General features: G+C 70.8%; 20 protein-coding genes. 8 read left to right on the top strand and 12 right to left on the bottom strand.

All coding sequences use genetic code 11. The features are described from left to right. The first annotated feature begins 148 nt into the window (after positions 1-148). Positions 149-1,246 carry an alcohol dehydrogenase catalytic domain-containing protein gene (locus FZ046_RS06060; protein WP_070352698.1) on the top strand — a complete coding sequence of 366 codons (1,098 nt, stop codon included), beginning with the start codon at positions 149-151 and terminating at the stop codon, positions 1,244-1,246. On the opposite strand, the gene FZ046_RS06065 is transcribed toward FZ046_RS06060, so the two are convergent. Further along, positions 1,247-2,020, bottom strand: coding sequence for an SDR family oxidoreductase (locus FZ046_RS06065; RefSeq protein WP_070352697.1), 774 nt, complete (start codon positions 2,018-2,020; stop codon positions 1,247-1,249). After that, on the bottom strand, positions 2,013-2,672 hold the full coding sequence (locus FZ046_RS06070) for a TetR/AcrR family transcriptional regulator (protein ID WP_070352696.1): 660 nt from the start codon (positions 2,670-2,672) through the stop codon (positions 2,013-2,015). Before FZ046_RS06070 ends, FZ046_RS06065 begins: the two co-directional genes overlap by 8 nt. 138 nt (positions 2,673-2,810) lie before the next feature. Between FZ046_RS06070 and FZ046_RS06075 the strand changes: the two genes are divergently transcribed. Then, complete coding sequence (locus FZ046_RS06075; protein ID WP_174266930.1) at positions 2,811-2,924, top strand: hypothetical protein; 114 nt, start codon at positions 2,811-2,813, stop codon at positions 2,922-2,924. Here FZ046_RS06075 and FZ046_RS06080 read toward each other — a convergent pair. The 4 genes from FZ046_RS06080 to FZ046_RS06095 form a co-directional block, all read right to left on the bottom strand. Beyond that, positions 2,909-3,352 (bottom strand): MOSC domain-containing protein, encoded by a 444-nt coding sequence (locus FZ046_RS06080; RefSeq protein WP_070352695.1) that lies wholly within the window; start codon positions 3,350-3,352, stop codon positions 2,909-2,911. The genes FZ046_RS06075 and FZ046_RS06080 overlap by 16 nt on opposite strands. A 175-nt stretch (positions 3,353-3,527) precedes the next feature. After that, a complete protein-coding gene (locus tag FZ046_RS06085) occupies positions 3,528-4,316 on the bottom strand; it encodes an ABC transporter ATP-binding protein (protein WP_070352694.1) in 789 nt (262 codons plus the stop codon). Beyond that, entirely contained in the window at positions 4,300-5,361 is a 1,062-nt protein-coding gene (locus FZ046_RS06090; protein WP_070352693.1) for a taurine ABC transporter substrate-binding protein, read from the bottom strand. The genes FZ046_RS06085 and FZ046_RS06090 overlap by 17 nt, the downstream gene beginning before the upstream one ends. Further along, the gene (locus FZ046_RS06095) at positions 5,358-6,221 is read right to left on the bottom strand and encodes an ABC transporter permease (RefSeq protein ID WP_070352692.1); all 864 of its coding nucleotides are present in this window, start codon (positions 6,219-6,221) and stop codon (positions 5,358-5,360) included. Before FZ046_RS06095 ends, FZ046_RS06090 begins: the two co-directional genes overlap by 4 nt. A 194-nt stretch (positions 6,222-6,415) precedes the next feature. Between FZ046_RS06095 and FZ046_RS06100 the strand changes: the two genes are divergently transcribed. Then, on the top strand, positions 6,416-7,438 hold the full coding sequence (locus FZ046_RS06100) for an iron-containing redox enzyme family protein (RefSeq protein WP_070352691.1): 1,023 nt from the start codon (positions 6,416-6,418) through the stop codon (positions 7,436-7,438). Positions 7,439-7,515: 77 nt separating this feature from the next. Here the strand turns inward: FZ046_RS06100 and FZ046_RS06105 are convergent, their stop codons facing one another. Both FZ046_RS06105 and FZ046_RS06110 read right to left on the bottom strand, forming a co-directional pair. Next, positions 7,516-7,737, bottom strand: coding sequence for a CDGSH iron-sulfur domain-containing protein (locus FZ046_RS06105; protein ID WP_070352690.1), 222 nt, complete (start codon positions 7,735-7,737; stop codon positions 7,516-7,518). Further along, entirely contained in the window at positions 7,734-8,423 is a 690-nt protein-coding gene (locus FZ046_RS06110; RefSeq protein WP_070352689.1) for a HemK2/MTQ2 family protein methyltransferase, read from the bottom strand. The genes FZ046_RS06105 and FZ046_RS06110 overlap by 4 nt, the downstream gene beginning before the upstream one ends. A gap of 350 nt (positions 8,424-8,773) precedes the next feature. On the opposite strand from FZ046_RS06110, the gene FZ046_RS06115 reads away from it, so the two are divergent. Next, positions 8,774-9,655 carry a SigB/SigF/SigG family RNA polymerase sigma factor gene (locus FZ046_RS06115; protein WP_083298163.1) on the top strand — a complete coding sequence of 294 codons (882 nt, stop codon included), beginning with the start codon at positions 8,774-8,776 and terminating at the stop codon, positions 9,653-9,655. A 60-nt stretch (positions 9,656-9,715) separates the two neighbouring features. On the opposite strand, the gene FZ046_RS06120 is transcribed toward FZ046_RS06115, so the two are convergent. Beyond that, positions 9,716-10,108, bottom strand: a complete 393-nt coding sequence (locus FZ046_RS06120) for a hypothetical protein (protein ID WP_125939702.1) — start codon at positions 10,106-10,108, stop codon at positions 9,716-9,718. A 108-nt stretch (positions 10,109-10,216) separates the two neighbouring features. On the opposite strand from FZ046_RS06120, the gene FZ046_RS06125 reads away from it, so the two are divergent. The 4 genes from FZ046_RS06125 (at position 10,217) to FZ046_RS06140 (ending at position 15,474) form a co-directional block, all read left to right on the top strand. After that, positions 10,217-11,218, top strand: a complete 1,002-nt coding sequence (locus FZ046_RS06125) for a magnesium transporter CorA family protein (protein ID WP_070352687.1) — start codon at positions 10,217-10,219, stop codon at positions 11,216-11,218. A gap of 112 nt (positions 11,219-11,330) precedes the next feature. Next, the gene (locus FZ046_RS06130) at positions 11,331-12,857 is read left to right on the top strand and encodes a Re/Si-specific NAD(P)(+) transhydrogenase subunit alpha (protein ID WP_070352686.1); all 1,527 of its coding nucleotides are present in this window, start codon (positions 11,331-11,333) and stop codon (positions 12,855-12,857) included. Positions 12,858-12,883: 26 nt separating this feature from the next. Beyond that, positions 12,884-14,323: a Re/Si-specific NAD(P)(+) transhydrogenase subunit beta gene (gene pntB, locus FZ046_RS06135; protein WP_070352749.1), complete on the top strand. Its 1,440-nt coding sequence runs from the start codon at positions 12,884-12,886 to the stop codon at positions 14,321-14,323. 11 nt (positions 14,324-14,334) lie between these two features. Beyond that, positions 14,335-15,474 carry an acyl-CoA dehydrogenase family protein gene (locus FZ046_RS06140; RefSeq protein WP_070352685.1) on the top strand — a complete coding sequence of 380 codons (1,140 nt, stop codon included), beginning with the start codon at positions 14,335-14,337 and terminating at the stop codon, positions 15,472-15,474. Here FZ046_RS06140 and FZ046_RS06145 read toward each other — a convergent pair. The 3 genes from FZ046_RS06145 to FZ046_RS27285 all read right to left on the bottom strand — a co-directional run bounded on the left by FZ046_RS06145 (position 15,471) and on the right by FZ046_RS27285 (position 18,324). Then, positions 15,471-16,682, bottom strand: a complete 1,212-nt coding sequence (locus FZ046_RS06145; RefSeq protein WP_246182910.1) for a sensor histidine kinase — start codon at positions 16,680-16,682, stop codon at positions 15,471-15,473. The two genes, FZ046_RS06140 and FZ046_RS06145, sit on opposite strands and share 4 nt — an antisense overlap. Then, positions 16,682-17,278 carry a response regulator gene (locus FZ046_RS06150; RefSeq protein ID WP_281288516.1) on the bottom strand — a complete coding sequence of 199 codons (597 nt, stop codon included), beginning with the start codon at positions 17,276-17,278 and terminating at the stop codon, positions 16,682-16,684. The genes FZ046_RS06145 and FZ046_RS06150 overlap by 1 nt, the downstream gene beginning before the upstream one ends. A gap of 176 nt (positions 17,279-17,454) precedes the next feature. Beyond that, positions 17,455-18,324, bottom strand: coding sequence for a hypothetical protein (locus FZ046_RS27285; protein WP_070352683.1), 870 nt, complete (start codon positions 18,322-18,324; stop codon positions 17,455-17,457). Between the last annotated feature and the right edge of the window lies 1 nt (position 18,325).

Raw genomic sequence — 18,325 nt, forward strand, 5'->3', positions numbered from 1 at the left:
CTAGTGCGAACCACTGACATCTTCGGCTCTGCGTGTGACTGGTGAAACCATTGTTGCGCAATGGGTTTGACGACTCACCGAGGCGGCACCCACGGTGCTCGGACCACGCCCCGACGCAGCGCGATCGCCCCGGAGGACAATCGACGGCATGAGAATCCGCGGAGCCGTCCTCGACCGCATCGGCGAACCCCGGGCGTACGCGCAGTCGCGCCCGCTCACCATCGCCGACCTCGACCTCGACGAGCCCGGCGACACCGAGCTGCTGGTGCGCATCGAGGCGTCCGGTCTGTGTCACTCGGACCTGTCCGTGGTCGACGGCAACCGGGTGCGCCCGGTGCCGATGCTGCTGGGCCACGAGGCCGCCGGCATCGTCGAGGCCGCCGGCTCTGCCGTCACCGACATGACCGTCGGCCAGCGCGTGGTGATGACGTTCCTGCCGCGCTGCGGACAGTGCGCCGGCTGCGCGACCGACGGTCTGGCACCGTGCATCCCGGGCTCCGCGGCCAACGGCGCGGGCACCCTGCTCTCCGGCGCGACGCGCCTCCGCCGCGACGGCGAGGACGTGCGCCATCACCTCGGCGTCTCGGCGTTCGCCACGCATGCCGTGGTCGACCGCCGCTCGGTGGTCCCCGTGGATGCGGACGTCCCGCCCGTGGTGGCCTCACTTCTGGGCTGCGCCGTGCTGACCGGCGGCGGCGCCGTGCTCAACGCCGGCGAGCCCCGCCCCGGTCAGACCGTGGCCGTCGTCGGCGCGGGTGGCGTCGGCATGGCGGCCATCCTCACGGCCCTCGCGCACGACGACGTCCGGGTGGTGGCGATCGACCGGCTCCCCGAGAAGCAAGCCAGGGCACGCGAACTCGGCGCGCACGCCGCCCACGCCCCCGAGGCGGTCGGCGACCTGAAGGCCGAGGTGGTCATCGAGGCCGTCGGTCATCCAGCGGCGCTGGAGACCGCGCTGGCCGTAACCGCGCCCGGCGGTCGCACCATCACCGTGGGCCTGCCCCGCCCGGACGCGCGGCTCGAGATCTCGCCGCTCGCCTTCGTCGCCGAGGGCCGCTCACTGATCGGCAGCTACCTGGGGTCGGCGGTGCCGGCGCGCGACATCCCCCGCTTCGTCGAGATGTGGCGTGCGGGACGGCTTCCCGTCGAGTCGCTGGTTTCCTCGACCATCGCGCTCGACGAGATCAACGAGGGCATGGATCAGCTCGCCGACGGCAACGCGGTCCGTCAGGTCATCGAGTTCTGATCAGCGGATGGTGCTGGCGCCGCCGTCGACGGGGATGACGGCGCCGGTGACGTAGCAGCTGGCGCGGCTCGCCAGGAACACCGCGATGCCGGCCATGTCGTCGGGCGCGCCGATCCGGCCGAGCGGCAGCCGCGACCCGACCGCGTCGGGCCCGTCGGCGAGCAGCATCTTCGTCATCCGGGACTGGAAGAGCCCGGGCGCGATCGCGTTCACCAGGATGTGCGGCGCCAGTTCGCCTGCCAGGTGGCGGGTCAGCATGTGCACCGCGGCCTTGCTCGCGCTGTAGGAGAAGTTGTCCCGCCCGCGCTCCGGCGCGACGATGCCGTCGATGCTGCCGGTGTTCACGACGCGCGCCGGGTCGTCGTCGGTGGCGCCGGCGCGCAGCAACGGCACCAGCGCCCGGGTCAGCAGGAAGACGCCCTTCACGTTGACGTCGAAGACCTTGTCGAACCCGGACTCCGGGAAGTCGTCGAACGAGGCGCCCCAGGCGGCGCCGGCGTTGTTGAACAGCGCGTGGATGGCATCCTCGCGCTCGGTGAGCGCCGCGGTCAGCGTCGCCACGCCCGCCGCGGTGCCCAAGTCCGCGGGGATGGCCGACACGTCGCCGAACGCCGAGAGTTCGGCGACGGCGGAGTCGAGCTCGGCCTCCTTGCGGCTGGCGAGATACACCTTGGCGCCGGCGTCGAGCAGCCCGCGCGCCATCATCACGCCGATGCCGCGCCCGCCCCCGGTGACCACGGCCACCTTGCCGTCGAGCCGGAACAGGTCAGTCATGGCCGGCCGCCGTCTTCGCGATGGTCAGACCCAGCGGTTCGGCGGTGCGCACGGCCTCGTCCTTGATGAGGCCGCGCAGCAGCGCGGTGCTGAATTCGACGGCGATCTCCTGCGCGCTGCGCCGGCCCTGCGGTCGCAACCAGCGGTAGGCGCCGAGCGTCATGCCGATGTAGCCGAGCGCGAGCACGTGCGAATCGCATTCGTAGAACTCGCCGCTGGCGATGCCGCGGTCGATGACGTCGCGGACGTGCTCGTACACCGTCGTCTCCGACGTGCGGATGTAGGCCACCTGCTCCTCGGTGAACCACTCGGTGATGTACGGGCCCTCCTGGAAGTACACCGCGGCCCGCTCGATGTCGCTGGCGATGCCCACCAGCAGCCGGCGGGTGAAGTGGTAGATGGTCTCGCGCGCGCTCGCCGTCGGGTCGTCGTGCAGGGCGTCGACGGTGAAGTCGGCGGCGCTCTTGTAGATGTCGTAGAGGATCAGCGACTTGCTCGCGTAGTAGTGGTAGACCGTCGCCTTGTTCAGGCCGACGGCGTCGGCGACGTCGTCCATCCGGGTGCCGTGGTAGCCGCGGGCGGCGAAGAGCTTGGTGGCGACGGCGAGGAGTTCCTCGCGTCGGGACAACCCACTGGCCTGGCTCTCGGACATGGCAACTCGCTCCCACCGGGCCGGGACGGGCCCGGACGTCAATCAACTGGTTGGCCAGTTTATGCAACCGGTCCCGTCGGGTACCCGCGACCTCGTCGACCGCGTTATGCTTCGACGACCACGTGGCACTGGGAGGCACTGATGGATCCGAACCCCGATTACGACGCGAGCGACGAGATCGAGTACTTCTTCCAGTTCCTCCCGTGGGGTCTGCGCGGCGTGTACCCGCCCCCGGCCTACCCGCCGGTCTGAGCCGACACCCGCACCTCGTCCCCCACGCGGATCGTGCCCGACGTGAGTAGTCGGCACACCGATCCCGTTCGCTGACTGAGCGCCCGCATCGCCCCCGGACCGATCTCGTCGTCCAGGATGCGGCACGGCGCCGACATGCGGATGACTTCGAGTTCCACGTCGCCGATCGTCAGCCGCGTCCCCGGCTTCGTGGGAATGACGCCCTCGTCGACCGTGACGTTGCGCCGCGTTCCGGCGCTGTCGATGTCCCGGCCGTAACGCTCCGCGGCGTCGTCGAGCTGCTCGCGCGACTGCAGCGTCACGTGCCGGTGCTTGGTCCCGTAATATCGGTCCCCGACCAGCCCGCGGCCGGCTTCGGCCGCCACCGCGTCCACCGACTTGACCGGCAGGCGTCGGCCCGGCGCGATGTGGATGGCAGCGACCTTCACCCGAGCGACACTACGGGCCGCACCTAGCAACCGTCGTCAGCCAGGTGCACGCCGCGAGACTGCACATAATGACCCGACACGCCGGAACGACGCGCAACTCACGGAGTGTCGAGGCCTGCCGGGCTACGCCGCCCCAGCCCGATGCCGGGCTACGCCGCCCCAGCCCGATGCGCGGCTACGCCGCCGCTGCCTTCACGGCTCGACCCACCTCGGCCCGCAGCCGGGCGTACTCGGGCGAGCGGCGCAGCTCGTCGGGGTCGACGCCGGTGCGCGGCAGGTCTACCGGGAGGTCGAGCGCCACCTTGCCCGGCCGCCGGGTCAGCACAACGATGCGCGAGCCGAGGAACGCCGCCTCGTCGGCGCTGTGCGTGACGAACACCGTGGTGCGCCCGGTCTCCGCGCTCACCTGGCGCACGTCCTCCTGCAGCCGCTCGCGCGTCAGCGCATCGAGCGCCGCGAACGGCTCGTCGAGCAGGAACAGCGGCGTCTCGGCCGCCAGCGCGCGGGCGATGGCGACGCGCTGCTGCTGTCCGCCGCTGATCTCCCAGATCTTGCGCTTCGCCACGCCGTCGAGGCCCACCCGCGTCAGCAGCTGGTCGCGCCGCTCGTCGCGGCGTTCCCGCGGCACACCGGCGTACTTCAGGGCCAGGTCGACGTTGCCGCCGACGGTGCGCCACGGAAACAGCCGCGGCTGCTGGAACACCACGCCGGACGTCACGCCCGGGGTGGGTGCGGAGCCGGAGACCCGCACTTCCCCGGACGTCGGCTCCTCGAAGCCGGCGACCAGCCGCAGCAGCGTGCTCTTGCCGCAGCCCGAGGCGCCGACGAGGACGAGGAAGGCGCCCGGATCGACGTCGAGGTCCACCGGACCCAGCGCCGTCACCTGGTCCTTGCCGTGGCCGTACCGGTGCTCGACGCCCGCGATGCGCAGGCCGCCGGTCACCGTGTCACTGCGTGAGGACATTCGGCAGACCCTTGGTGTAGATCGCGTCCTGGAACGTCTTCAGCGGTGCGGGACTGGGGATCTGGTTCTGCTCGGCGAGGAACGCCGACGCGCTCTGCAGATTGGCGGCGATGTTGCCGGGCTTGCCGTCGCTGCCCAGCCACTCCGGGGACGCCACCTCCGCCGGCGTCAGGTAGACGCCCTGCTTCAACTGACCGGCGATGTCCTCGGGGGTGAGACCCACCTCGGCGGCGATCGCCTTGGCCGCGGCGTCGGGGTCGTTCTTGATCACGTCCAGCGCGCGGGCCTCCTGCTGCCGCCACGCGTCGACCACCTCGGGGTGGGCGTCGGCGAACTCGGTGCGTACCGCCCCGAGGTCGAGCGTCGGCTTGCCGTCCTTGGCCAGCTGCCGGCTGGTGATGAGGTCCTTGCCGGTCTTGCGCAGGTCATTCAGCGTCGGCAGCCAGCTGTAGGCGGCGTCGATGTCGCCGCGGTCCCACGCGGCCAGGATGGCCTGCGGCTGCAGGTCCACCAGCTGCACGTCACTCGCCTTCAGGCCGTTCTGCGCGAGCGCGGCCAGCAGGCTGTAGTGGGCGGTCGACGCGAACGGGGTCGCGATGCGCTTGCCCCTCAGGTCGGCGATCGCGTTGACGCCGGATCCGTTGCGCGCCACCAACGCCTCGTTGTCACCGGCGACGTCGAGCACGAACGCCACCTGATACGGGATGTTCAACGGCGCCGAGAGTCCGCGGGCGACGGGGCTCGAGCCCAGCGCACCGAAATCCAATTCCTTGGCGATGAAGGCGGTGTTCACGTCGGCGCCGGAGTCGAACTTCGTCCACTTGACGTTGAAGTCGGGCAGCGCCTCCTCCAACCACCGGTTGTTCTTGACGATCAGGTCGCCGCTGGGGAACGACTGGTAGCCGATGCGGATCGTCGGCTTGTCGGCCTGGCTGCCCGAGTTGTCCACCGCACAGCTCGCCAGCGCGACCGTCGCCGCGGCGGCGACCGCCAGCAGCGCCTTCAGCCTCGATGAGCGCGTGCGCGCAGAGCCATTGGACGTCATATCTTTCCTCTCCAGGGGACGCTGCGCCGTTCGGCGGCGCGCAGCAGACCGTCGATGATCAGACCGGAGAACCCGATGGCGAAGATGCCGACGAGCACGACCGGGGTGTTGTTGTAATTGCTGGCGTCCTTGACCAGGCCGCCGACGCCGGGGATGCCGTTGAACAGTTCGGCGGCCACCACCGACGAGTACGCCATGCCGACGGCCAGCCGGATGCCGGTGAACGTCTCGGGCAGGGCAGACGGGATGACGACGTCGCGGATCACCTGGGCCCGGGTGGCGCCCAGCGCGCGGGCCGCCTCCTGCAGCCCGACGGGTGCGGCGACGACGGCCGCGGTCGTGGCGACGGCCGCCGGCGGCAGCGCGGCGAGAGCCAGCAGCGTGACCTTGGGCGCCTCGTCGATGCCCAGCCAGATGACCAGCAGGAAGAAGTAGGCCAGCGGGGGCAGTGCGCGGATGAACGTCAGCCACGGCTCGAAGACGCTGCGCACCCAGCCGACCGATCCCATCACCAGTCCGAGCAGCACCCCGGCCACCACGCCGATGACGACGCCGGCGAACACGCGGCGCAGCGTCATGTAGAGGTGCTCCCACAGCAGGTAGCCGCCGTAACCCCGGACGCCGTCGTGCGTGCTGGAGACGTCGAGGAACGCCCGCCAGACCGTGGACGGGTACGGCACGAACGTCTGGTTCCAGATGCCGCTGGCCGCGGCGAGCTGCCAGAGACCGCCGAAGACCAGCACCGACAGCAGCGGGAGGACGGCGCGGGTGAGCCGCGCCCGCCACGGGGTGCGGCGCGCACGGGCGCCCGGCGAGTCGGCGACGGACTCGTCGGGCGTGATGTCGACGAAGACGGACACGGTACGACCTGCGACTTTCGCTCGAGCTGGACGACGGGACGCGTTCAGCGACAGCAGCGGTCACCCACGCGGTGTCACGCGCATTCCGGGTATTGAACCGTTGGTACGGAAAACCGCGAAGAGCTGGGATCAGCGTGATTCTTTGTGGCACCCGGCCGGTGTTTCGCGCAGGTCGGCCCGGGTATCAATCCGCGGTGACACTCGCCCAGCCGACCACCGAACCGAAGCTCCCCCACCCTCGCGGACCGCTGTCGACCACCGTGATCGACCTGATCGCCGAGCGTGCACCGCACGGCCATCTGCAGCGCATCGAGTCCTCGCTGGGCGACGCCGACCCGTACGGCCTCGACCTGCAACTCGCGCTGGCCGTCTGCTACGAGTTGCACTACCAGGGCTTCGCCGACGTCGACCCGCGCTGGGAGTGGAACGCCGGCCTGCTGCACCTGCGCGGCCGCATGGAGGACGCGTTCCTCGCGGCGCTGCGCCGCGACGTCGCACCGATGGGCGACGACGAGAGCGTCGAGGCCGAGATGGCGAAGCTCTCCCTCGAGCCGACCACCGGTACCGGACCCACCTGGCACTTCCTCGCCGACGGGACGTGGGAGCAGGCGCAGGAGTACTTCGTGCACCGCTCGATCTACCACCTGAAGGAGGGCGACCCGCACGCGTGGGCCATCCCGCGGCTGCGGGGGCGCTCGAAGGCCGCGTTCGTCGCCGTCGAGTTCGACGAGTTCGGCGGCGGACGGCCCACCGAGCTGCACCAGGTGCTCTACGGCGACCTGCTGGTGGCCTCCGGTCTGGACGCCACCTACCTCGGCTACCTGGACTACGCCGTCGCCGAGACGCTGGTCGCGGTGAACGTGATGTCGATGTTCGGGCTGCACCGCGCGCTGCGCGGCGCCGCGGTCGGGCACTTCGCCGCCACCGAGATCACCTCGCCGTCCGGTTCGCAGCGGATGGTCACGGCGCTGCGCCAGTTCGGCGCGCCGGAGGCCGCCGTCCGCTTCTACGCCGAGCACGTGGAAGCCGACGCCGTGCACGAGCAGGTGGTCCGCACCGACGTCGTCGGCGACCTGGTGGCGCAGCACCCCGCCCTCGAGCGCGACGTCGTGTTCGGGATGCGCGCCTTCGACCTGGTCGAGGAGCGCTTGGGCGACCACATGGTGCGCTGCTGGAACGAGGGCCGCACCTCGCTGCGCCGCCCGCTCGAGACGTAGCGTCACCTCGGACGACAGACGGCGCGGGGGCTTCCGGATTCCGGAAGCCCCCGCGCCGTGTCGTAGGACTGCTGCGCTCAGTCGCCGGCGTCCGCGGCCGCCGGCTTGGCAGGACGCTGCCGCTTGCGATGGCTGGTGTCGCACAGCGGGTAGATCTTGCTGCGCCGGCAGGTACAGATGGCGACCATGAAGCGGTCCGACTCGACGACGTCGCCGTCGGGGGTCTCGATGCGCACCGGGCCCTGGACCATCAGCGGTCCGGACTTCGCGATGCGCACCATGCGGGCGTCGTCGCTCAACGCTTGACCGCTTCGATGACGGCGATGCGCTCGTACCGGCGACCGGCCTCGAGCTGACCGGTGCGCTCCAGCCACGCGGCGCGCGCCGTCATCACCGGACCGAATGGAATGCGTTGGCTCGTCACGACTTCCGAGCGCAACCCCTTGGCGCGCAGAGCCGCCACGGTGCGCTCGATGCCGGAGAACTCCGAATGCACCAGCAGGATCCGGCCGTTCGGGGCCAGCAGGTCCGGCGCCCACTCGCACATCGGGTCGAGCACCATGCGGCCGTCCGGCCCGGCGTCGTATGCCGTTGGCGGACCGGCTAGTTGGGAGATCGGCTCGTCGTCGCCCTCCTCGGGCGCCGGCACGTACGGGGGGTTGCTGACCACCAGGTCGAACGGCCGGAACTCCGCGGCCCGGCTCCAGTGTCCAAGATGGACGTCGACGTCGACGCCGCTGGCGACGGCGTTGGCGCGCGCGAACCGCACCGCCTTGCTGCAGAGGTCGAAGGCGGACACTGACGCCGCGCCGCGCGCGGCCGCCGCGATCGCGACGAAGCCGCTACCGGTGCACAGGTCGGCCACCCGCAGCCCCAGGGGCGGGGTGCGCGACGCCATGACGTCGACGAGCAGCTGGGAGTCTTCCTGAGGGGGGTACACGCCGGCGACGGTGAATTCGCTCGGCTGTGAGCATGCAGTGGTCACATTGGCCTTTCCGGCTGGTCCGACAGGGGGCTGCGGAACTGTGGCCCCGTGATTCCCGCCGGTGAGGGCCTCAAACCTGGCGATCGCGCCGCCGACGCGTGCTTCCGTCGGCGCGCTGGCGTACCGTGTAACGAGTCCACCTGGACACTTCGCCGTTTAGCCAAAGCGGACACAGAGCCTCACCGCAGATCCGGTCGGCGCGCTCACCTCGTCGAAGAACCGTGCGAGTGAGCGCAAGCCACCGTGATCGCCCGTAGGGCTACGGCAGATCGCCGGTCCGTCATGCGACGGATGAACGGGCCGCTCGCTTCGTCGGCGCGGCATGTTCGAGGACGCCTCAGGGGGTCCCCATGACCTTGCAACTCGCCACGACCGATCCGGCGACCAGCGACACCGCCGCCACCACCGCTGACGCCGCCACCGAGGAAGCCGGAGTGCAGCCCGCCGACGCGCCTGCCGCCGGACGGGCCGACGGGTACGCCGACGAGTACGCCGACGTGCTCGAGACGTTCCGCGCGCTGCGTGCCTGCGAGTCCGGCTCCGCAGACTACGAGCGGCACCGCGACGCCATCGTGCGGCGCTGCCTGCCGCTGGCCGACCACATCGCGCGGCACTACGACCGACGCGGCGAGGACATCGAGGACCTCGGGCAGATCGCCCGGCTGGGCCTGGTGAACGCCGTCAACCGCTTCGACCCCGACAAGGGCGCCGGCTTCCTCTCCTTCGCGGTTCCCACCATGATGGGCGAGGTCCGGCGGCACTTCCGCGACCACGGCTGGGCTATGCACGTGCCCCGTCGCCTCAAGGACCGCCACGTCCAGCTGACCCGCGCGATGGCCGACCTCACCCAGACCCTGGGACGAGCGCCGACGCCCAGCGAGCTGGCCGCGCACCTCGACATCGACCGCGAGGAGGTCGTCGAGAGCATCGTCGCGTCGGCGGCCTACCGCACCCAGTCCATCGACGCTCCGGTCGGCAGCGGTGACGGCGACGCGCGCATGCTGTCCGACACCGTCGGCGACGTCGACCCGGCCTTCGCCCGCATCACCGACCAGGAGGCGGTGCGCCCGCTGATCGCGGCGCTCCCCGAACGCGAACGGACCATCCTGTATCTAAGGTTCTTCGACTCCATGACGCAGAGCCAGATCGCCGAGAAGGTCGGCGTCTCGCAGATGCACGTCTCCCGCATCCTCGAGCGCACGCTCCGTCAGCTGCGCGACAAGCTGGACTAAGCCGGACTAGCCCGCCGGCGCGGGCTCGCTCGATCAGCCCGCCGGCGCGGGCTCAGTCGACTAGCCCGCCGGCGCGGGCCGGGGGCCGGCTTCCAGTTCGCGCAGCGGAATCTGCGGCAGACGCTTCGGCAGGTCGCGCAGCTTGGTGCGCGCGGCCGTCAACGCGGCGGTCATGCCACCCTCGGCGTGGCCGTACATCCGCTGGCTCGCGGCGACCATCCGCGTCCAGTGCGGGTGATGGTCCTGCAGGCTGTACGGCGTGTAGCTGTACAGCTCCTGATCCAGGAGCAGCGGCAGCTCCGCGGTGAACGTGGTCTCGCGATGGACCTCGCCGCACCGCCCGCAGCGGACCTCGTAGGAGATGCAGTCCGGGCCGTCCTCGACGAACGAGTAGTCGGCGAACGCCACACAGCTAGGACACCGGGTCTTGCCCCGTTCGATCACCTGACTCATGGAGAAGATCGTGAGCCTCCCGACACGCGGAAACAGCAGTCCGGTTCATGTCGATGCCGTTCCTTGGCCGAATCGAGACACACAGGGAGGTCTTGCAAGATGACACCCATGACGGAGGTCCAAGGACGCAGGTGGCACGACGGCAAGCCCCAGGAGGGCTTCTCCTTCGAGGACATCTCGGACTGCCTGGGCGACGACCACGCGCTGGTGTGGGCCGACATCTACGACCCCGACCACGAGGCGCTCACCCGGCTGGCCGCCGAGCTGGGCCTCAACGTGTGGGCCGTCGAGGACGCGACCGCGCCCAAGGAGCGCACGAAGGCCAACGTCTACCGCTCGCACACCTTCTTCACCGTGTACGCCGTCGACGTCCTCGATCCCGGTGACGAGACGTCGTCGATGCTCGTCAAGCACCGCATCTCGGCGTTCGTCCTGCCGCAGGGACTCATCACCGTCCGCCTGCCACCGGTACCCGGTGCCCGCGACTTCGACGTCGAGGAGGTGTCGCGGCGGTTCGACGAACTGGGTGGGCAGGAGCACGGCGTGGGGGCGCTGGTGCACGGTCTGCTCGACGTCGTGGTCGACGGCCACTTCGAGGCCGTGCAGGCCCTCGACGACGCGATCGAGGGACTCGAGGACGAGCTGTTCGCCGACGAGGGGCCGATGCGCGGGCTGCAGCGGCGCACGTTCACCCTGCGCAAGGACCTCGTCGAGCTGCGGCGCATCGTGCTGCCGATGCGCGAGGTGGTCAGCGCCATCCAGCACCGCCGCCTGGACGCCAAGACCGCGCCCGACCTCGACCCGCTGTACGCCGATCTCTACGACCACGTGCTGCGTGCCTCGGAGTGGACCGAGTCGCTGCGCGACATGGTCACGACGGTGTTCGAGACCAACCTCTCGTTGCAGGACGCCCGGCTGAACATGGTGATGAAGAAACTGACGTCCTGGGCGGCCATCATCGCGGTGCCGACGGCGGTCACCGGGTTCTACGGCCAGAACGTCAGCTACCCCGGCATCGACACCGTCACCGGCTTCATCACCAGCACCGTCGTCATCCTGTTGCTGGTCGGCCTGCTGTACGTCAGCTTCAAGCGACGCGACTGGCTCTGAGGGCGCGCACGCCGTTCGTCTCCCGGCAAGCACCGCTCGCCGCGGCTAAGCGCACCGCTCACCGCATGAGGGGGTGGTACGGGGCGGTCTGAACGGATGGGACACTCTTCGCATGCAGATCGGGATTCCGCGCGAGTCGCACCCGGGTGAGACGCGTGTCGCCGCCACGCCGGCGACCGTCGGTCAACTCCTCAAACTGGGCTATTCCGTCGTCGTCGAGTCCGGCGCCGGCGAGAAGGCCAGCTTCACCGATGCCGCCTACGTCGAGGCCGGTGCCACGACCGGCGACCCCTGGGCCAGCGACGTCGTCCTCAAGGTCAATGCCCCCAGCGATGATGAGATCGCCGGCCTGCGCGACGGGACGACGCTAGTCAGCTTGATCTCGCCGGCGCTGAACCCGGAGCTGGTCGAGAAGCTCTCGGCGCGGCCCGTCACGGTGCTCGCGATGGACGCCGTGCCGCGCATCTCCCGCGCGCAGTCGCTCGACGTGCTGTCCTCGATGGCGAACATCGCCGGCTACCGGGCCGTCATCGAGGCGGCTCACGAGTTCGGCCGCTTCTTCACCGGGCAGGTGACCGCTGCGGGCAAGGTGCCGCCGGCGAAGGTGCTCGTCGTGGGTGCGGGCGTCGCGGGTCTGGCCGCCATCGGTGCGGCCGGCAGCCTCGGCGCCGTCGTGCGGGCCACCGACCCGCGTCCCGAGGTGGCCGACCAGGTCAAGTCGCTCGGCGGCGAGTACGTGTCGGTCGATCCCGCGGCCGCCGAGGTCTCGGCTACCGGCTACGCCAAGGAGATGGACGACGACTACAAGGCCCGTGAGGCGGCGCTGTACGCCGAACTCGCGTCCGACGTCGACATCATCATCACCACCGCCCTGATCCCGGGTCGGCCGGCGCCGCGCATCATCACCGCCGACATGGTGGCGTCGATGAAGGCGGGCAGCGTCATCGTCGACATGGCGGCGGCCAACGGCGGCAACGTCGAGGGCACGGTGAAGGACCAGGCGGTCGTCACCGACAACGGCGTGACGATCATCGGCTACACCGACCTCGCCGGTCGGCTCCCGACGCAGGCCTCCCAGCTCTACGGCACCAACCTCGTCAACCTGCTGAAGCTGCTCACCCCGGAGAAGGACGGCGAACTAGTCCTCGACTGGGACGACGTGGTGCAGCGCTCGGTGACCGTCGTCCGCAACGGCGAGACCACCTGGCCGCCGCCCCCGGTGCAGGTATCCGCGGCCCCGGCCGCCGCGACTCCCGCGGCGCCGGTCCAGGCGGCGAAGGCCAAGGAGCCGATGTCCACCGGACGCCGCCTCGGGCTGAGCCTCGCCGCGGCGGCCGTGCTGTTCGTGCTCATCGCGATCTCACCTGCGGCGCTGCAGGTGCACCTGACGGTGTTCGCGCTGGCGATCGTCATCGGCTACTACGTCATCGGCCACGTGCACCACGCGCTGCACACCCCGCTGATGTCGGTGACCAACGCGATCTCCGGAATCATCGTCGTCGGCGCGTTGCTGCAGATCGGGCAGCGTGACACGGCGATCACCGCGCTGGCCGCGGTCGCGATCCTGCTGGCCAGCATCAACGTCTTCGGCGGCTTCGCGGTGACGCGTCGCATGCTCGGAATGTTCTCCCGCAGCTGAGCCTGCCCGAAATCGGAATGGAATCCATGTTCACGGTTGAGACTGCCGCCACGGCGGCCTACGTCGTCGCGGCCCTGCTGTTCATCCTCGCCCTCGCCGGCCTGTCCAAGCACGAGACGTCGAAGGCGGGCAACACCTTCGGCATGGCGGGCATGGCCGTGGCGCTCATCGCCACCGTCGGCCTCGCGCTCGACCGCCACATCGAGCCGCTGGGTCTCGGGCTGCTGGTCGGTGCCATGGCGATCGGCGCCGCGATCGGTCTGTGGCGCGCCCGGGTGGTCGAGATGACGGGCATGCCCGAACTCATCGCGCTGCTGCACAGCTTCGTCGGCCTGGCCGCGGTGCTGGTCGGCTGGAACGGCTACCTGCACGTCGAGGCGCATCCCGACGGCGCCGAGGCCGCGCACCTGGGTGCCGAGGGACTGCTCGGCATCCATTCGGCCGAGGTGTTCGTCGGCGTCTTCATCGGCGCGGTGACGTTCACCGGGTCCATCGTCGCGAACCTCAAGCTGTCGGCGCGGATCAAGTCGACGCCGCTGATGCTGCCCGGCAAGAACGCCCTCAACGTCGGCGCGCTGGTGCTGTTCTTCGCGCTCACGGTGTGGTTCGTCGTCTCGCCCGCGCTGTGGTTGCTGATCGTCGTCACCGTGCTCGCGCTGCTGCTCGGCTGGCACCTGGTCGCGTCGATCGGCGGCGGTGACATGCCCGTCGTGGTGTCGATGCTCAACAGCTACTCGGGCTGGGCCGCCGCGGCGTCGGGCTTCCTGCTGTCCAACGACCTGCTGATCATCACCGGCGCGCTCGTCGGCTCCTCCGGTGCCTACCTGTCCTACATCATGTGCAAGGCGATGAACCGGTCCTTCATCTCCGTCATCGCGGGCGGCTTCGGCATCGAGGCCGGACCGTCCGAGGACAAGGACTACGGCGAGCACCGCGAGATCACCGCCGAGGGCGCGGCCGAACTGCTGAGTTCGGCGACCTCGGTGATCATCACGCCCGGCTACGGCATGGCGGTGGCCCAGGCCCAGTACGGCGTCGCCGACCTCACCCGCAAGCTGCGCGAACGCGGCGTCGAGGTGCGCTTCGGCATCCACCCGGTCGCCGGCCGCCTGCCCGGCCACATGAACGTGCTGCTGGCCGAGGCGAAGGTGCCCTACGACATCGTGCTGGAGATGGACGAGATCAACGACGACTTCGACGGCACGTCGGTCGTCCTCGTCATCGGCGCCAACGACACGGTCAACCCGGCCGCGTCGGAGGATCCCGGCTCCCCCATCGCCGGCATGCCGGTGCTCACGGTGTGGAACGCCGACAACGTCATCGTGTTCAAGCGGTCGATGGCGTCCGGCTACGCGGGCGTGCAGAACCCGCTGTTCTTCCGGGAGAACACCCAGATGCTGTTCGGCGACGCCAAGGACCGGGTCGACGCGATCAACGCCGCACTGGAGTCCCTCGTCAGAAACTAGGATCTCCTAGCATGCCCGTGGATCGCCTGCTGCCCACCGACGACGCCGCCGAACTGATCGCGCTGACGCGCGACGTCGCCGACAAGCTGCTCGACCCGATCGTGGACGAGCACGAGCGCCACGAGACCTATCCCGACGGGCTGTTCGCGCAGCTCGGCGCGGCCGGGCTGCTGAGCCTGCCGCAGCCCGAGGAGTGGGGCGGCGGCGGTCAGCCGTTCGAGGTGTACCTGCAGGTGCTCGAGGAGATCGCGGCGCGCTGGGCCGCGGTCGCGGTGGCGGTCAGCGTGCACAGCCTGTCGTCGCATCCGCTGCTGACATTCGGCACCGACGAGCAGAAGCAGCGCTGGCTGCCCGGCATGCTCTCCGGTGACCAGATCGGCGCATACAGCCTCAGCGAACCGCAGGCCGGTTCCGACGCCGCCGCGCTGCGTTGCGCGGCCGTCGCCGACGGCGAGCAGTACGTCCTCAACGGCGCGAAGTCCTGGATCACGCACGGCGGTGTCGCCGACTTCTACACGCTGTTCGCCCGCACGGGCGAGGGCAGCAAGGGGATCAGCTGCTTCCTCGTCCCCGGCGACCTGCCCGGGCTGACGTTCGGCAAGCCCGAGGAGAAGATGGGGCTCGCGGCGATCCCCACCACCTCGGCGTTCTACGACAACGCGCGCCTCGACGCCGACCGGCGCATCGGCGCGGAGGGCCAGGGACTGCAGATCGCCTTCAGTGCGCTGGATTCCGGGCGGCTCGGCATCGCCGCCGTCGCGGTGGGCCTGGCTCAGGCCGCGCTCGACGAGGCCGTCCGCTACGCGCAGGAGCGCACCACGTTCGGCCGCAAGATCATCGACCACCAGGGCCTGGGGTTCCTGCTCGCCGACATGGCTGCCGCCGTCGTCAGCGCCCGCGCCACCTACCTCGACGCCGCCCGCCGCCGCGACCTCGGGCTGCCCTACGGTGCGCAGGCCAGCGTCGCGAAGCTGGTGTGCACCGACGCGGCGATGAAGGTGACGACCGACGCCGTGCAGGTGTTCGGCGGGGCCGGCTACACCCGCGACTACCGCGTCGAGCGGTACATGCGCGAAGCCAAGATCACGCAGATCTTCGAGGGCACCAACCAGATTCAGCGGCTGGTCATCGCCCGCGGGCTGGCCGGCTAGGGCCGGTCCGGGACCTCCAGGTCCGGCTCCGGCGGCGAGGTGACCGTCACGACGGTCCCGCGCCCACCCGCGATGTCCAGCGCGCCGCCCATCGCCTCGAAGCGCGCCAGCAGCGAGCCGAGGCCGATGTGCCCGTCGGCGACGCGTTCGGCGATCAGCGCGGGGTCGAAGCCGGTGCCGTCGTCGGACACGGTGAGCACCACCCGGTCCCCGGCGCGGTGCAGCGTCACCGACACCGTCTGGGCGTGGGCGTGCTTGTGCACGTTGGCCAGCAGTTCACGGGCGGCCCGGTACATCAGCGCCTGCGACGCCGGCTTGCCGACGTCGTCGACGTCGGCGGAGACCTCGTAGTCACCGCGGGACTCGAACTGCCGCACCAGCTCTCGGACACCGGCGGCCAGCCCGAGCTGTGCGAGTACTTGGGGATGCAGCTGCGTGACGGTGGAGCGCAGTCCGGTCGCGGTCTGCTGCAGCGCGTCGTAGACGAGGTCGAGCGCCGGGTCGGGGCTGCGCTCGCGGAGTTCGTCGACCTCCATCCGCGCGGCCAGCAGGTTCTGCAGCGGGCCGTCGTGCAGGTGCTCGGCGATCACGCGATTGTGCCGCTCGTCGGCGGCGAGCGCCTCGGCCACCAAGTGCCGGCGCACCTCCTGCAGGGCTTGGACGCGGGCTTGGCGGCGGGCGAGGAAGAAGCACAGCGCCGTGACGGCGACGGCCAGCCACAGCAGGAAGCCGAACTGGGTGTAGACGATGTCGGGCATGCCGACGTGGTCATCGCGCTTGGAGTAGACGATCCACGCCGCGAGGTAGCCGGTGGCGGCGCTGACGCCGAGGACGCCGGTGAGCAGCGGCCGGTCCTGGAAGGCCACCGAGATCGGCAGCAGAAAGAACACCGGCAGCAGCGCGGCGGTCGCGCCCCCGGACACCACGCACAGCACGACGACCACGAGCACGTCGATCGCGGTGGACGCCCAGTCGGCCCACCGCGGCACCGGTCCGCGCAGCACGATCACCACCCAGGTCGCGGCGGCGACGGCGTAACCACCGAGCACCATCGCGTACACCTCGGGCAGCCAGGAGTCGACGTCCCACACCCAGACCACCAGCGCCATGAGGACGATCAGCGGCAGCCGCAGGAATGCCGAGACGCGCACCGGGTCGGCGGCGAAGTAGCCGAGCAGGTTGCGGCGGGAATCGTTGCGAGCGGGCACTATTCGAGCAGTCCGCGGCGCATCGCCTCGGCGACGGCCGCGGCGCGGTCGCTGACGCCGAGCTTCTCGTAGAGCCGCTGCACGTGCGTCTTCACCGTCGACGGGGCGAGGAACAGCTCCTTGGCCATCGCGGGGATGGAGCCACCCGCGGCGATCATGCGCAGCACCTCGCGTTCGCGCGGGCTCAGCGTCGGGCCGTCGTTCTCGCCGCGCTTGCGGATCTCGCCGGCCAGCCCGGCCGCAAGGCTCGGGGCGACGACGTCGCGGCCCTTCGCGCACTCCAGCACGGCGGTCACGAGTTCGGAGCGGCTCGACTCCTTCGGCAGGAAACCCGCCGCACCGTCCTGCAGCGCCTTGAACACGATCGCCGGCTCGTCGTGGGCGGAAAGCAACAGCACCCGAGTGGGCAGTTCGTCGCGGACGACGGCGGCGGCCACCTGCGCGCCGTCGAGTCCGGGCATGCGGTAGTCGAGCAGCGCGACGACGGGCCGGTGTTCGCGGATGGCCTCGAGGGCGGACATGCCGTCGTCGGCCTCGGCGACCACGTCGACGTAGCCGCTGTTGACGAGCGCCCGGACGACACCGTCACGGAACATCGGGTGGTCGTCGCCGACGACGACGCGCACCTTGTCGATCTGCCCCGGGCCGGTCACCGCGTCAGCTTCGCACGAATCCCTGGCCGGGACCTGGCATTGCCGGCGGTCCCGCCGCGCCGAGTGTGCGGTGTCGGAGGCTCCGCGCGGCGCGTCGCGGGCGGACGCGCCACTCGGGGCTAGAGGTCGGTGGGATCCGGCTTCGCGTGTCGGGGTGCGGCCGGGGCACGCCCGGCGTCCGGCACCGCCGTCGCGGGCGCAGCCGGCTCGGCGGCGTGCCTACCGGTCCCCTGTTCGCCGACCGGTGCACGTTCGCCGCCGGGCTGTCCCGTGGCGGCGGCAGCATCCTGCCGTGCATCGTCGGGGCGTGCATCGTCGGGGCGTGCACTGTCCGGGCGTGCACCGTAGGGGGGTGCACCGTCGGGGCCGGGGCCCTCGCGGCCGTCGCCCTTCCCGTCACCGGCCAATTGGCTGATCTGCTGCACGCCCTGCATCGCGGTCTGCGGCATCGAACTCAGCGACCCGAGCGCCTGCTGCGGCAGCTGGGTCGCCTGGCTTGCCATCTGCATCGGCATGCCCATCAGTTGCGACATCTGGCCCATCGCCCCGCCACCCCCGGCGGCGGGTGCGGATGCGGCGGGTGCGGATGCGGCGGATGCACCGCCCGCGCCGGCAGCACCGCCCCCGGCCGGCCCGCCCGTAGCACCGCCCCCGGCTGGCGCGCCCGTCTGGTCGAAGCGGTGCTTCTCGTATTCGGCCGCGAGATCGGCGTCGGTGCCCAGGTAGCGCGCCGCCGCGGTCTGGATGTTCTGGGCGGTCTGCGTCGCCGCCTCCTTGACCGCGGGCAGGCCCTCGATGATCGGGGTCTCCAACGCCGGCAGCTTGGCGGCGATCGCCGCCGAGATGGCGTCGGCACCGGTCACCGGGAACCGCTCCGGCGGGTCGGGCAGCGCACGGGCCGACGTCTCGAGCTGAGCGCCCAACTGCTGCAACATCTCCGGGTCCACCCGCAGGATGCCACCGCCGCCTGCCGCGCTGCCGATCCCCATG

The sequence above is a fragment of the Mycolicibacterium grossiae genome (assembly GCF_008329645.1).
GTDB lineage: Bacteria > Actinomycetota > Actinomycetes > Mycobacteriales > Mycobacteriaceae > Mycobacterium > Mycobacterium grossiae.